Annotated in this window: 10 protein-coding genes; 3 read left to right on the forward strand and 7 right to left on the reverse strand. The window is 66.4% G+C overall.

Features of this window, described 5'->3' with window-relative positions:
* Positions 1-57: 57 nt before the first annotated feature.
* Positions 58-1,539: a BCCT family transporter gene (locus EBL84_RS02815; RefSeq protein ID WP_123139432.1), complete on the reverse strand. Its 1,482-nt coding sequence runs from the start codon at positions 1,537-1,539 to the stop codon at positions 58-60.
* 172 nt (positions 1,540-1,711) lie between these two features.
* On the opposite strand from EBL84_RS02815, the gene cydD reads away from it, so the two are divergent.
* Both cydD and cydC read left to right on the forward strand, forming a co-directional pair.
* Positions 1,712-3,496, forward strand: a complete 1,785-nt coding sequence (gene cydD / locus EBL84_RS02820) for a thiol reductant ABC exporter subunit CydD (protein WP_123139433.1) — start codon at positions 1,712-1,714, stop codon at positions 3,494-3,496.
* Between the two features lie 7 nt (positions 3,497-3,503).
* Positions 3,504-5,240 (forward strand): thiol reductant ABC exporter subunit CydC, encoded by a 1,737-nt coding sequence (gene cydC / locus EBL84_RS02825; protein WP_123139434.1) that lies wholly within the window; start codon positions 3,504-3,506, stop codon positions 5,238-5,240.
* 7 nt (positions 5,241-5,247) lie between these two features.
* Here the strand turns inward: cydC and EBL84_RS02830 are convergent, their stop codons facing one another.
* The 6 genes from EBL84_RS02830 to miaB form a co-directional block, all read right to left on the reverse strand.
* Positions 5,248-5,688: a DUF2721 domain-containing protein gene (locus EBL84_RS02830; protein WP_123139435.1), complete on the reverse strand. Its 441-nt coding sequence runs from the start codon at positions 5,686-5,688 to the stop codon at positions 5,248-5,250.
* A 117-nt stretch (positions 5,689-5,805) separates the two neighbouring features.
* Entirely contained in the window at positions 5,806-6,696 is an 891-nt protein-coding gene (locus tag EBL84_RS02835) for a phosphoribulokinase (protein WP_123139436.1), read from the reverse strand.
* 419 nt (positions 6,697-7,115) lie between these two features.
* Positions 7,116-8,015 carry an HlyC/CorC family transporter gene (locus tag EBL84_RS02840; protein WP_123139437.1) on the reverse strand — a complete coding sequence of 300 codons (900 nt, stop codon included), beginning with the start codon at positions 8,013-8,015 and terminating at the stop codon, positions 7,116-7,118.
* Positions 8,016-8,021: 6 nt separating this feature from the next.
* A complete protein-coding gene (ybeY, locus tag EBL84_RS02845; RefSeq protein WP_123139438.1) occupies positions 8,022-8,516 on the reverse strand; it encodes an rRNA maturation RNase YbeY in 495 nt (164 codons plus the stop codon).
* A gap of 15 nt (positions 8,517-8,531) precedes the next feature.
* The gene (locus tag EBL84_RS02850) at positions 8,532-9,518 is read right to left on the reverse strand and encodes a PhoH family protein (protein WP_123139439.1); all 987 of its coding nucleotides are present in this window, start codon (positions 9,516-9,518) and stop codon (positions 8,532-8,534) included.
* A 6-nt stretch (positions 9,519-9,524) separates the two neighbouring features.
* Positions 9,525-10,856 carry a tRNA (N6-isopentenyl adenosine(37)-C2)-methylthiotransferase MiaB gene (gene miaB / locus EBL84_RS02855; RefSeq protein WP_123139440.1) on the reverse strand — a complete coding sequence of 444 codons (1,332 nt, stop codon included), beginning with the start codon at positions 10,854-10,856 and terminating at the stop codon, positions 9,525-9,527.
* Positions 10,857-11,158: 302 nt separating this feature from the next.
* Between miaB and EBL84_RS02860 the strand changes: the two genes are divergently transcribed.
* A complete protein-coding gene (locus tag EBL84_RS02860) occupies positions 11,159-13,195 on the forward strand; it encodes a ribonucleoside triphosphate reductase (RefSeq protein ID WP_123139441.1) in 2,037 nt (678 codons plus the stop codon).
* Positions 13,196-13,214: the final 19 nt, after the last annotated feature.

The raw sequence follows: 13,214 nt of genomic DNA on the forward strand, positions 1-13,214 counted from the left end.
CGCCGATGAAGGCGAACACGACCAGATTGAGCAGGGTGTCGAGCAGGTTCTCCCAGATCATCGCCGCTCCTCGCGCATCAGCGTCTTGAGCAGGGCCACCACCAACAGCGGCAGGATGAAGACGAAGGCCATGGCACCGAGCGCGATGATCGCGCGCACCGTCGCCACATCATCGGCGAGCAGCATCGCCAGCCCGAGCAGCGCCAGCAGCACCCCCCAGGCGAGCTTGACCCGCACCGGCGGGTCCTCGTCGCCGCTGGTCGAGAACATCGCCAGCACATATGCCGCGCTCACCACGCTGGTGACCAGGAACAGGAAGGCGGCGATCATGCTCGCCGAGCCGGTCAATCCCGCCAGCGGCAGCGCCTCGAGCACGAAGAAGGTGGTGTCCTCGGGGCGCTCGCGCACCACCTCGAGCAGCGGCAGGCCCTCGCGCAACAGGGCGTAGAAGCCGGTGCCGCCGAACACCCCGAACCACAGCAGCGAGAACAGCGTCGGCACCAGCACCACGCCGAGGACGAACTCGCGGATGGTGCGCCCGCGCGAGATCCGCGCCACGAACACCCCGACGAAGGGCGCCCAGGCGATCCACCACACCATGTAATTCAGCGTCCAGCCATGGAACCAGTCCTGGAAGGCCTTGCCGAAGAACGGATAGGTGGCGAAGCCCTGCTGCACCACCCCGGAGAGATAGGCGCCCAGGGTGTCGACCACCCCGTTCATCAGATAGTGGGTCGGCCCGACCAGCAGCAGATAGACCATCAGCCCCAGGGCGATGGCCATCGCCAGGTTCGACAACCGCGCCATGCCGCGACCGAGGTCGAGCGTCAGCGGCGCCAGAAAGGCCAGACAGAGCAGACCGAAGACCAGGTATCTCACCCAGTCGCCGGTGATCCCGAACAGATGCCCCAACCCGCCCTCGACTTGGAACACCCCGATCGCCAGCGACCCGGCCAGACCGATGGCGATGGCATAGATCGCCAACAGGTCGGCGACCCAGGCCAGCGGCCCGACCCAGCGGCCGCGACGGAAGGTATAGCGGATCGGGCTGCTGACCAGCCCCGGGCGGCCCTTGCGATAGCTGAAATAGGCGATCACCAGCGCGGTGATGGCATAGATCGACCAGGCATGCAGCCCCCAGTTGAAGATCGTGGTGACCAGCGCATAGCTTGCCGCCAGGTCGGACTCGGTGCGCCCCCTCACCAACTGGTAATGGGTCAAGGGCTCGGCGGCCCCATAGAACAGCAGCCCCACGCCCATGCCGGCGGCAAACAGCATGGTGAGCCAGCTGAGGGTGGAGAACTCCGGGCGCTCGTCATCGCGCCCGAGCCGGATGGTGCCGAAGCGCGAGAACGCCAGGGCCAGCACCGTGACCACGAGCAGGCTGGTCATCAGCATGATGAACCAGGCGCGACTGCGAAACTGCTGCGCCACCTGCGCCTGCGCCAGCCGCGCCAGGCTCTCGGTGTCGAACCCCCCCCAGAGCGCGACCACCGAGGTCAGCCCGAGCGCGGCGAGCAGCAATGGATTGCGCAGCATCCCCTCCCCCAATCGATGGCCTCGACCGGCCACCACGACCCCGGCGTCGAACCATCGGGGCGCGGCATCGAGCGATCGCGGCTTGTGAATTTCCGTTGCCGCCTCCCTGGCTGCTTCCGTATCCTCGTCCTCCCGACGCCAATACCAGACAGACTACCCGGAAGCTCGCACCATGTCCGTCAACGACTGGCTCAAGTCCCAGCGTCCGCTCGCCGGCCCTGCCCTCAAGGGGGCGATCGTGCTGAGCCTGATCCATGCCCTGCTGGCCGTCGCCCAGGCCTGGTTCCTCGCCCTGATCCTCGACGCGGTCATCTTCGGCGGCGCCGGACTCACCGAGGTCGGCGGCTGGCTCGGCTGGCTGCTCGCGCTGCTGGCGCTGCGCGCGCTCATCACCTGGCTCTCCGAGCGCGCCGCCTTCACCGCCGCGGCACGGGTGCGTGCCGGGCTGCGTGACCAGGTCTACCGTCATCTGCAACGGCTCGGTCCGGCCTATCTCTCCGGCACCCGCAGCGGCACCCTGGTCGAGACCCTGACCAGGGGCATCGACGACCTGGAAGGCTATTACGCCCGCTTCCTCCCGGCGATGACCCTGACCATGGTGCTCCCACTGGCGCTGCTGATGGTGGTGCTGCCGATGGACTGGCTCTCGGCGGTGGTGATGCTGGTCACCGCGCCGATGATCCCGGTCTTCATGATCCTCATCGGCTCCGGGGCCGAGGCGCGCAACCAGCGCCAGTGGAAGCAGCTGGCGCGGATGAGCGCGCACTTCCTCGATGTCATCCAGGGCCTGACCACGCTCAAGCTGTTCGGCGCCAGCCGTCGCGAGGTCGAGGTGATCGGACGCATCTCCGACGACTACCGCGTCAGCACCATGCAGGTGCTGCGCATCGCCTTCCTCTCCTCCTCGGTGCTGGAGTTCTTCGCCACCGTCGGCATCGCCATCGTCGCGGTCTTCATCGGCTTCCGGCTCTACGACCTCGCGCTGCCGGTGCCGCACTGGCTGAGCGTGCCCGACATCGGCTTCCTCCAGGGGCTGTTCGTGCTCATGCTCGCCCCCGAGTTCTACGCCCCGCTGCGCAACATGGGCACCCAGTACCACGCCCGCATGGCCGCGGTCGCCGCCGCCGAGCAACTCATCGAGGTGCTCGACACCCCGCCGGCGATCACCCCGGGCACCGCCCGCCCGGCGCTGCCCGCGCCGCTCGGGGTCCGCTTCGAGCAGGTCGGTTTCGCCTACGAGCCCGAGCGCGAGGCGCTGCGCGCGATCGATCTCGAGATCCCGCCCGGGGCGCGCGTCGCCCTGGTCGGCACCAGCGGTGCGGGCAAGACCACGGTGATCAACCTGCTGCTCGGCTTCCTCCAGCCGACCCGCGGACGGATCCTCATCGGCGACACCGATCTCGCCACCATCGATCCGGCGCACTGGCACGCCCATCTCGCCTGGGTGCCGCAGCAGCCGCGGTTGTTCCAGGGGAGCATCGCCGACAACATCCGCCTCGGTCTCCCCGAGGCCGATCACGAGGCGATACGCCGGGCGGCGCAGCGGGCGCGCGCCGCGGACTTCATCGAGGCCCTGCCCCGCGGCTACGACCACCCGGTCGGGGAGCGCGGCGCCGGGCTCTCCGGCGGCCAGATCCAGCGTATTGCCCTGGCGCGCGCCTTCCTGCGCGACGCGCCGCTGGTGATCCTCGACGAGGCCACCGCCAACCTCGACCCCGAGAGCGAGCGGCTGGTGCAGCAGGGCATCGACGACCTCGCCCGCGACCGCACCCTGTTGGTGGTCGCCCACCGCCTGGCCACGGTACGCCGGGCCGACGGTATCCTGGTACTCGACCAGGGACGTATCGTCGAGCAGGGCGATCACCGACAGCTGATCGCCGCCAACGGGCTCTATGCGCGGATGACCGCCGCCTACGGAGACGCGCCGGCGCACACCGGCGTCACGACAGAGGAGTGAGGCGCGGATGCGCGAACTGCTGAGACTGTGGAGGCTGTTCCGGCCCTATCGCGCCTGGATGCTGCTCGGCACCCTGGCCGCGGTGCTGACCCTGCTTGCCAACGTCACCCTGATGGCCGCCTCGGGCTGGTTCATCGCTGCGATGGCGAGCGCCGGCGCCGCCGGGGTGGCGATGAACTACTTCGCCCCGGCGGCGCTGATCCGCGGCAGCGCGATGGTCCGCACCGCCGGGCGCTACGGCGAGCGTCTGGTCAATCACGAGGCGACCTTCCGCCTGATCGCCAGCCTGCGGGTGTGGTTCTACCGTCATCTCGAACCGCTCGCCCCGGCGCGGCTGCAGCAGTATCACAGCGGCGACATCCTCAGCCGGATCCGCGCCGACATCGATGCGCTCGACAACCTCTATGTCCGGGTCCTGGTACCGGTGGTGGTGGCGCTGATCAGCGTCACCCTGTTCGTCGTCTTCCTCGCCCTCCACGACCCCGCCCTGGCGCTGCTCGGGCTCATCTTCCTGCTGCTCGCCGGGGTCGGGCTGCCGTGGTGGGCCGAGCTGCGCGGGCGCGCGCCCGGGCAGCGACTGGCCGAGCAGGAGGGCGCGCTGCGCGCCGCGGTGATCGACGGCGTGCAGGGCATGGCCGAACTCACCGTCTACGGCGCCACCGAGCGTCAGGCGCAACGCATCGAGGGCTTGAGCGAACAGTTGATCGCCGATCAGGCGCGGATCAACAGCGACCAGGGGCTGACCCAGGCGGCGATCGGGTTGTGCGCCAACCTCAACCTCTGGCTGCTGCTGTGGCTGGCGATCCCGCTGGTGCGCGCGGGCGAGCTGCCGCCGCCCGAACTGGCGATGCTCGCGCTCTTCACCCTCGCGAGCTTCGAGGCCGTCGCCCCCCTGCCCCATGCCTTCCAGCTGCTCGGGCGCTCGCTGGCCGCGGCACGACGGCTGTTCGCCATCGTCGACACCGTGCCGGCGATCCGCGAGCCGGACGGTCCGTCGCCGCGCCTGGAACAGTTCGACATCGTTTTCGAAGGGGTTGGTTTCAGCTATCCCGACGCCGAACGCGCAGCGCTCGCCGACATCGACCTGCGGGTCCCAGAGGGCACCCGCGCCGCGGTGGTCGGCGCCACCGGCTCGGGCAAGAGCACCCTGTTCAACCTGCTGCTGCGCTTCTGGTCGACCGACTGCGGCAACATCCGTGTCGGCGGCCACGACATCCGCGACATCGACAGCGAGACCCTGCGCCGTCAGATCGCCGTGGTCAGCCAGCACACCCATCTGTTCGACGCCACCATCCGCGAGAACCTGCTCGTCGCCCGTCCCGGCGCCACCCAGACCGAACTCGAGCAGGCCTGTCGGGTAGCGCAGATCCATGACTTCATCGCCGGGCTGCCGGAGGGCTACGACACCTGGGTCGGCGAGACCGGGGTGCGGCTCTCGGGCGGCCAGGGACGGCGTATCGCGGTCGCGCGCGCGCTGCTCAAGGATGCGCCCATCCTGCTGCTCGACGAGCCTACCGAGGGGCTCGACGCCGGCACCGAGCGCAGCCTGATGGCCGCGCTCGACCGACTGATGCAGGGTCGTACCGTGTTGCTGATCACCCACCGCCCGGCCGGGCTCGACTGGGTCGATCAGATCCTGGTGCTCGACCAGGGCCGCGAGCGCGCCCGTGGCGACGCCTCGGTGATCCCCGAGGCCACCGCTGCGGCGCTGCTCGAGCGCGCGCCGGTGCGACACGGCGACTGATTGGCGCTCAGCCGGGACGACCGAAGCGCAGCCCGGCGGTCGCCAACAGCACCTCGCGCAGGAAGCACAGCAGCGCGACGATGAAGGCGAGCATCGCGGCAATGAACAGCAGCGAGACCAGCAAGGCAGCGTCGAAGCGCAGGAAGGCGCTGAGAAAGAGGCTGACGATCACCCCGGAGATCAACAGCGCGGTCGAGGTGCAGAGCCCGATCGACAGGCTGATCAGCCGGGCGCGGCGCACCAGCACGCGCAGCTCGGCGCGGATGGCCGGATCGTCGGCGCCATCGCCACCGAGCCTGGCCTCGACCCGGCGGGCGCGATCGACGATGCGCGAGAGCCGGTTGGTCATCACCGCCAGCATGGCACCGATGCCCGAGAGCAGGAACACCGGCGCCACGGCCAGCTCGATGACATGGGCGACGGTGGTGATCGAGGAGGTTTCAAGCATCTTCTGGAAGCCGGCTCTGGGGGCGGGAACGCAACCGGCCGGTCGCTGACGACCGGCCGGGACGGACCTCTCCAGCCGGACCGGGCGGGCGCGGCAAGGCACCCGCCCGGCCCCGCCTCACACCTTGCGCGCCTCCATCATGCGCTCGATGATCGGCTGCAGGATCACCTCCATCGCCATCCCCATCTTGCCGCCCGGCACCACCATGCTGTTGCGCCGCGACATGAAGGAGTCGTGGATCATCGACAGCAGATAGGGGAAGTCGACCTCGAGCTTCTCCGGGTCCTTGAAGCGGATGATCACGAAGCTCTCGTCGGGGGTGGGGATGTCGCGGGCGATGAAGGGGTTGGAGGTATCGACCGTCGGCACCCGCTGGAAGTTGATGTCGGTGAGGGTGAACTGCGGGGTGATGTAATTGATGTAATCGGGCATCCGCCGCAGGATGGTGTCGACGATGGCCTCGGCCGAGTAGCCGCGCTCGAGATTGTCGCGATGGATCTTCTGGATCCACTCCAGATTGACGATCGGCACCACCGCCACACCGAGATCGACGTGCTGGGCGACATTGACGTCCTCGGTCACCACCAGCCCGTGCAAACCCTCATAGAACAGCAGGTCGGTCTTCTCCGGCACCGGCTCCCAGGGGGTGAACTCGCCCGGGCGCAGCTGAGTGGTGAGCCGGGTGTTGTGGAACTCGGCCTCTTCCTCGCTGTGAATGTAATAACGCTTGTTGCCGGTGCCGCTCTCGCCATAGTCGCGGAACAGCTCCTCGAGCAGGTCGAAACGGTTGGCCTCGGGACCGAAGTGACTAAGGTTGCGCCCCTGCTCGGAGGCGCGCGCCATCTCCGCCTTCATCGTGGTGCGGTCGTAGCGGTGGAAGCTGTCGCCCTCGATCACCGCAGCGCTGATGCCGTCGCGATAGAAGATGTGTTCGAAGGCACGCTTGACCGTGGTGGTCCCCGCCCCCGAGGAACCGGTCACGGCAATGATCGGGTGTTTCTTCGACATGCTGATCTCCTCGTTCTCTTTTAATGTCTCTTTCGCACTTCGCCCGCTGCTCCCGCCGCGATGAGTGTGAAATGATCCTCTAATATACCACCGTCCAGAGACACCCCTTCAACAATCATCAAGATGATGAAACAAAAAGGGAATCCGAGAGAAACACGGAGTTTTTCAGGGTTGAGCCGCGGCCCGATTCGAAATGAGCGGCGTATCGCCACCACACACGATCATTCGACTCGAGCCGAATAGAACGCCGGACAGGTCACGGCAACACGGATGGACGCGCGATCACTGCCGCCCTGATTTTTCAATGGTGGCACAACACGTCCGGCGCAAGATCGACACACCAATCGTTGACCCCGGAATCCGGCGGCGGTGCTGGCTGCACCGCCGCGACCAGGAACGGGACGGGGACGGTCGTGCCTTCAGTGTGGCTCGTCGGGAGACTGGGGGGCGGATCCGGGGACCTCGGGGGCATCCGGATCGATCCGCTCGACGCTGAGCAGATGGACACGACGGCTGTCGGCACGCATCACGGTGAAGCGGAAATCGTCGATACGCGCCGACTCACCACGCTTGGGCAGGTGCCCCAGGGCGTTGACCACCAGCCCACCGATGGTGTCGAACTCGTCGTCGGGGAGCGCACAGCCGAAGTACTCGTTGAAGTCCTCGATGGGGGTGCGCGCCTTGGCGCTGAACTCGTTGTGGCTGCGGCGGAAGATGCCGAAGCCTTCGTCGAAGTCGTGCTCGTCGTCGATCTCGCCGACGATCTGCTCGAGCACGTCCTCGATGGTCACCAGACCGGCGGCGCTACCGTACTCGTCGACCACGATCGCCATGTGGTTGCGACTGGTGCGGAACTCCTTGAGCAGGACGTTGAGCCGTTTGCTCTCGGGGACGAAGACCGCCGAACGCAACAGGTCACGGATGTTGAAGGCCCGGCGATGGCCGGAATCGAGACAGAAGGAGAGCAGATCCTTGGCCAGCAGGATGCCGACCACCTCGCCCTTGTCTTCACCGATGACCGGGAAGCGTGAGTGGGCGGATTTGACCGCCACCTTGAGGATCTGTTCCAGGGGATCGTCACGGCGCAGATAGACCATCTCCGCGCGTGGAATCATGATGTCGCGGACCCGCAGGTCGGAGACCTGCAATACCCCTTCGATCATGTTCAGGGCGTCCGTGTCCAGCAGCTCGCGCTGACGCGCATCCTTGAGCAACTCGACGAGTTGTTCCTTGTCTTGTGGTTCGCTCCCGAACAGCTGGCCAATCTTCTCGAACCAGCTGCGCGAATGCGAACCCTCGGTAGATCGATCGCTCGTCATGGGGGGTTATGGATCCTCCGTTGGGGGGTCGTCTTCATAGGGCGGCGGAAATCCTAACCTGCTCAGGATAGTCGTTTCCAGACCTTCCATCTCCGCCGCTTGCTCATCGGTAATATGATCGTAATCAAACAGATGCAAGACGCCATGGACCACCATGTGCGCCCAGTGGGCGATTGCCTGCTTGCCCTGCTCCAGGGCCTCGCGCTGCACCACCTCGGGACAGATCACCAGATCACCGATGTAGTCGGCCAGCGGGTCGGTGGAATCGACCCCGGGCGGCAGCTCGAAGGGAAACGAGAGTACGTTGGTCGAACGATCGACACCACGATATTGGGCATTGAGCGCTTGCGACTCGGCGGCATCGACCAGACGGATGGTGAGTTCGCAGCGGGCACGGCGATCGGCCACCGCCGCCTCCACCCAGTGCGCGAAATCGGCGTGCGCGGGCAATCCCGCTGCGGTCGTGGCGACCTGCAGGTCCAGATCCAGTTCGAGTGACATGGAGGGAGACTCCGTTCAGGCCCCCGAGCGCGAACCGGCGCTCTCGAAGGCGTCGTAGGCACCGACGATGCGCTGCACCAGGGCATGACGCACCACATCGCGCGCGCTGAAGAAGCTGAAGCTGATGCCGTCGACGTCCTTGAGGATCTCGACGGCCTGGCGCAGCCCGGAGAGCTGGCCACGCGGCAGATCGACCTGGGTCATGTCGCCGGTGATCACCGCGGTGGAACCGAAGCCGATGCGGGTGAGGAACATCTTCATCTGTTCGGGCGTGGTGTTCTGCGCCTCATCGAGGATGATGAAGGACTCGTTGAGGGTGCGCCCGCGCATATAGGCCAGCGGCGCGACCTCGATGACGTTGCGCTCGATCAGCTTGTTGACCTTCTCGAAGCCGAGCATCTCGAACAGCGCGTCATAGAGCGGGCGCAGATAGGGATCGATCTTCTGCGCCAGATCGCCGGGGAGAAACCCCAGACGCTCGCCGGCCTCGACCGCGGGGCGCACCAGCAGCACCCGGCGCACCCGGTCGGACTCCAGCGCCTCGACCGCGCAGGCCACCGCCAGATAGGTCTTGCCGGTACCGGCCGGTCCCACCCCGAAGTTGATGTCGTGGTTGAGGATGGCGTGCAGATAGGCCTGTTGGCTGGGACCGCGCCCCTTGATCAGCCCGCGCTTGGTGCGGATCACCACCTCGGGCAGCCGCGCCCCGGCCTGTTCGAGCAGGGCATCGGCGCCCGATTGCTGGAGCGCGAGATGGATCGACTCCGGGGTCAGCGTGGTCTCGGCGGCCTCGCGGTAGAGCGACTGCAACAATTGCTCGGCGAGGCGCACGGCATCGCGCTCGCCGATCAGGCGGAAGCTCGTGCCACGGTTGCCGATCTCGATGCCGAGGCGCCGCTCGAGCTGACGCAGGTGCTGGTCGAACTGACCGCAGAGGTTGGCCAGACGGAGGTTATCCTCGGGTTCGAGTTCCAGATCGAGAGTTTCGGGTTGAGTAGACAAGCGATCCTAGACGTCCAGACGCCCACGCAGTGAATTGGGCAGGGCCTCGGTGATGATCAGGTCGACGAAGTCGCCGATCAGCGCCGGGTCCCCGGTGAAGTTGACCACCCGATTGTTCTCGGTACGGCCGGCGAGCTGGAAGGGATCCTTGCGCGAGGGTCCCTCGACCAGCACCCGCTGCACCGTGCCGACCATCTGTCGGCTGATGCGCTGGGCATTGGTGTCGATGCGCCGCTGGAGGCGCTCCAGGCGGTGTTTCTTGACCTCCAGCGGGACATCGTCCGGGTAGTCGGCCGCCGGTGTCCCGGGCCGCCGGCTGTAGATGAAGCTGTAGCTGTGGTCGAAGCCGATCTCGTCGACCAGCGCCAGGGTCGCGTCGAAGTCCGCCTCGGTCTCGCCGGGGAAGCCGACGATGAAGTCCGAGGAGATGCAGATATCGGGGCGCACCGCGCGCAGCCGCGCGATCTTGTCGCGATACTCGCTCGCGGTATGGCCGCGCTTCATCGCCTCGAGCACCCGATCGGAACCCGATTGCACCGGCAGGTGAAGGAAATCGACCAGCTGCGGCACCTCGGCGAAGGCCTCGATCAGCGCATCGGAGAAGGCCAGCGGGTGGCTGGTGGTGAAGCGGATGCGCTCGATGCCATCGATCGCCGCGACATAATGGACCAGCAGCGCCAGGTCGGCGCACTCACCGGCCGGCTCGTGCATCGGTCCCTGATAGGCGTTGACGTTCTGCCCCAGCAGATTGACCTCGCGTACCCCACGCTCGGCCAGCCCGGCGACCTCGGCGATCACGTCGTCGAACGGACGACTGATCTCCTCGCCGCGGGTGTAGGGCACCACGCAATAGGTACAGTACTTCGAGCACCCCTCCATCACCGAGACGAAGGCGCTCGGCCCGGAGACGCTCGGCGCCGGCAGGCGGTCGAACTTCTCGATCTCGGGGAAGGAGACATCGACCTGTGGCGGCTCACCCGCGTCCAGCGCGCGCAGCATCTGCGGCAACCGGTGCAGGGTCTGGGGGCCGAACACCAGGTCGACGAAGGGCGCGCGCTCACGCAGCGCCTCGCCCTCCTGACTGGCCACGCAGCCACCGACGCCGATCACCAGCTCGGGGCGTCGCGTCTTCCAGGGGCGCCAGCGTCCGAGCTGGGAGAAGACCTTCTCCTGCGCCTTCTCGCGGATCGAGCAGGTGTTGAGCAGCAGCACATCGGCGTCCTCGGGACGCTCGACGAGCTCCATGCCAGCGGAGACACGCAGCAGATCCGCGATGCGCGCGGAGTCGTGCTCGTTCATCTGGCAGCCGTAGGTCTGTATGTAGAGCTTGCGATGCATGGCCGTCTGTGGGTTGCGCCGGGGCCGCGAACGCGGCGACGACATGGACCGGAAACGAGACTCCGGACCTTGGGCCGAAAATGACAGGAAACCAAGAACTGTGCGCATTAAGGGCACAGCTGTCAAGCAAGCAACACTGAACAGAGACTGTCCAATTGTCAAAAGCCGTCAGAAAAGCAACCCAAAAATATTGATGCAAATCAATAAAAACAAAAACGACAAGAGAGCTATACACATCATCTTGTTGGCGCTATAGTTCGCGCCACAATATCTTGTGCCAACCACCAGAGAGACCGCTTTTCATGGACACGACGCAGACCGACCTCCCCTCGATCCCTACCCGCGCGCTCAAGCGTGACGGCACGGAGGTGCGTTTCGATGTGTCCAAGATCGAGTCGGCGATCCTGCGCGCCGGCCAGGCCAGTGGCGAGTTCGACGCCGCCGAGGCGCGGCTGCTCACCGCTCAGGTGATCAAGGTGCTGGCACACCGCAGCAACGACGGTCGCAGCCCCGATATCGAGGGCATCCAGGACATCATCGAGCAGACCCTGATCAGCGCCAACCACTTCGAGACCGCGCGTGCCTACATCGTCTATCGCGAGCAGCACAAGAAGCTGCGCGACGACAGCCGCACCCTGGTCGACGTCGGCAGCTCGATCAACGAATATCTCGACCGCTCCGACTGGCGCGTCTCGGCCAACGCCAACCAGGGCTACTCGCTCGGCGGGCTGATCCTCAACACCTCGGGCAAGATGATCGCCAACTATTGGCTCAACCACGTCTACCCGCCCGAGATCGGCCAGGCCCACCGCGACGGCGACCTGCACATCCACGACCTCGACATGCTCTCGGGCTACTGCGCCGGCTGGTCGCTGCGCACCCTGCTCACCGAGGGCCTCAACGGCGTGCCCGGCCGGGTCGAGGCGGCGCCGCCCAAGCACATGTCGAGCGCCATCGGCCAGATCGTCAACTTCCTCGGCACCCTGCAGAACGAGTGGGCCGGCGCCCAGGCGTTCTCCAGCTTCGACACCTACATGGCCCCCTATGTGCGGGTCGACGGGCTCGATTACGCGCAGGTGCGTCAGTACATCCAGGAACTGATCTACAACCTCAACGTGCCCTCGCGCTGGGGCACCCAGACGCCCTTCACCAACCTCACCTTCGACTGGGTGTGCCCCGAGGACCTGCGCGAGCAGGTGCCGGTGATCGGCGGCGAGGAGCAGCCGTTCACCTACGGTGAGCTGCAGACCGAGATGGACATGATCAATCGTGCCTACATCGAGGTCATGACCGAGGGCGATGCCAAGGGCCGGATCTTCACCTTCCCGATCCCGACCTACAACATCACCCCGGACTTCCCGTGGGAGAGCGAGAACGCCGAGCGACTGTTCGAGATGACCGCGAAGTACGGCCTGCCCTACTTCCAGAACTTCATCAACTCCGAGCTCTCGCCGAACATGGTGCGCTCGATGTGCTGCCGTCTGCAGCTCGACCTGCGCGAACTGCTCAAGCGCGGCAACGGCCTGTTCGGCTCGGCCGAGCAGACCGGCTCGCTCGGCGTCGTCACCATCAACTGCGCGCGGCTCGGTCACACCCATCAGGGTGACGAGCAGGGCCTGCTCGCACGTCTCGACGAGCTGCTCGAGATCGCCCGCAACAGCCTCGAGATCAAGCGCAAGGTGATCCAGCGTCACATGGACGCCGGGCTCTTCCCCTACACCAAGCGCTATCTCGGCACCCTGCGCAATCACTTCTCCACCATCGGCGTGAACGGCATCAACGAGATGGTGCGCAACTTCACCAAGGACGCCGAGGACATCACCACGCCGCAGGGTCATGCCCTCGCCTGCCGTCTCATCGACCACGTGCGCGCCCGCATGGTCGAGTTCCAAGAGAGCACCGGCAGCATGTACAACCTCGAGGCGACGCCGGCCGAGGGCACCACCTATCGCTTCGCCCGCGAGGACAAGAAGCGCTACCCGGCGATCATCCAGGCCGGCACCGAGGAGACGCCCTACTACACCAACAGCTCGCAGCTGCCGGTCGGCTACACCGACGATCCCTTCGAGGCACTGGACAAGCAGGAAGCGCTGCAGAGCAAGTACACCGGCGGCACCGTGCTGCACCTCTACATGGCCGAGCAGATCTCCTCGACCGACGCCTGCAAGCGTCTGGTGCGCCGCGCGCTGGAGAACTTCCGTCTGCCCTACATCACCATCACCCCGGTGTTCTCGATCTGCCCCAAGCACGGCTATATCTCCGGCGAGCACGAGTTCTGCCCGCTGTGCGACGAGGAGCTGATCGCCCACAAGCGCGCCAGCCAGGCCTGCAGCTGCTAAGCCGCCGCTCAGCTCATCC

The organism is Marichromatium sp. AB31, from assembly GCF_003718685.1.
Taxonomy (GTDB): domain Bacteria; phylum Pseudomonadota; class Gammaproteobacteria; order Chromatiales; family Chromatiaceae; genus Marichromatium; species Marichromatium gracile.